Annotated in this window: 1 protein-coding gene; it reads left to right on the forward strand. The window is 41.6% G+C overall.

Annotated features, from left to right (window positions below):
- The first annotated feature begins 116 nt into the window (after nt 1–116).
- Nucleotides 117–1,250 carry an amidinotransferase gene (locus tag ACIR131C_RS0119270; protein ID WP_051347453.1) on the forward strand — a complete coding sequence of 378 codons (1,134 nt, stop codon included), beginning with the start codon at nt 117–119 and terminating at the stop codon, nt 1,248–1,250.
- The last annotated feature ends 111 nt before the right edge of the window (nt 1,251–1,361 follow it).

Below are 1,361 nucleotides of genomic sequence, written 5' to 3' on the forward strand. Positions count from 1 at the left end.
ATAACCGTTCAGACAGGGAATAAAAACGCAATTAGGGAGATATGAACAATAAAATATCCAGCCGTGTAAACTCCAGTGAATAATGATATTCTGTTTATCAATTAGGAAAACAACTTATGACCAATCAAAATAACCAAGAATTAGAGAACAATTCACCAATCGCCAAGCAGCCATGTCCTGTCAATTCTTATAATGAGTGGGACGCACTTGAGGAAGTCATTGTTGGCAGTGTTGAAGGTGCAATGTTACCTGCCCTAGAACCAATCAACAAATGGACATTCCCTCTTGAAGAATTGGCATCTGCCCAAAAGGTACTCTCTGAGAGGGGAGGAATTCCCTATCCACCAGAGATGATTGCATTAGCACACAAAGAACTAAATGAATTTATTCACATTCTTGAAGCAGAAGGAGTCAAAGTTCGTCGAGTCAACCCTGTAGATTTCTCTGGCTCCTTCTCCACACCAGCTTGGCAAGTAGGAAGTGGTTTTTGTGCCGCCAATCCTCGTGATGTTTTTTTGGTGATTGGCAATGAGATTATTGAAGCACCAATGGCAGATCGCAACCGCTATTTTGAAACTTGGGCGTATCGAAAGCTGCTCAAGGAATATTTTCAGGCAGGGGTTAAGTGGACTGCGGCACCGAAGCCACAATTATTGGACGCACAGTATAACTTAAATTTCCAGTTTCCTCAAACAGGGAAGCCGTCGCGCTTTGTCGTTACAGAGTTTGAACCAACTTTTGATGCAGCAGATTTTGTGCGCTGCGGACGGGATATTTTTGGTCAAAAAAGTCATGTCACTAATAGTTTGGGTATAGAGTGGTTACAACGCCACCTGGAAGACGAATACCGCATTCACATTATTGAATCGCATTGTCCAGAAGCACTGCACATTGATACCACCTTAATGCCTCTTGCTCCCGGCAAAATACTAGTTAACCCAGAATTTGTAGATGTTAATAAATTGCCAAAAATCCTGAAAAGCTGGGACATTTTGGTTGCACCTTACCCCAACCATATCCCCCAGAACCAGCTGAGATTAGTCAGTGAATGGGCAGGGTTGAATGTACTGATGTTAGATGAAGAGCGAGTCATTGTAGAAAAAAACCAGGAGCCGATGATCAAAGCACTCAAAGATTGGGGATTTAAGCCTATTGTGTGTTCGTTTGAAAGCTATTATCCCTTTTTAGGCTCATTTCACTGTGCAACGTTAGATGTTCGCCGACGCGGAACTCTTCAATCTTATTTTTAATATTTATTTCTATTATCCTTTCACCAGGGTGATAAAAGTAATAAAACTACTAGGAGACAATTATGACAAATGCCGACCAAATCTTAATCAACAACTGGTACGTAGTCGCCA

Origin of the sequence: Dolichospermum circinale AWQC131C, assembly GCF_000426905.1 — a bacterium.
Lineage (GTDB): Bacteria > Cyanobacteriota > Cyanobacteriia > Cyanobacteriales > Nostocaceae > Dolichospermum > Dolichospermum circinale.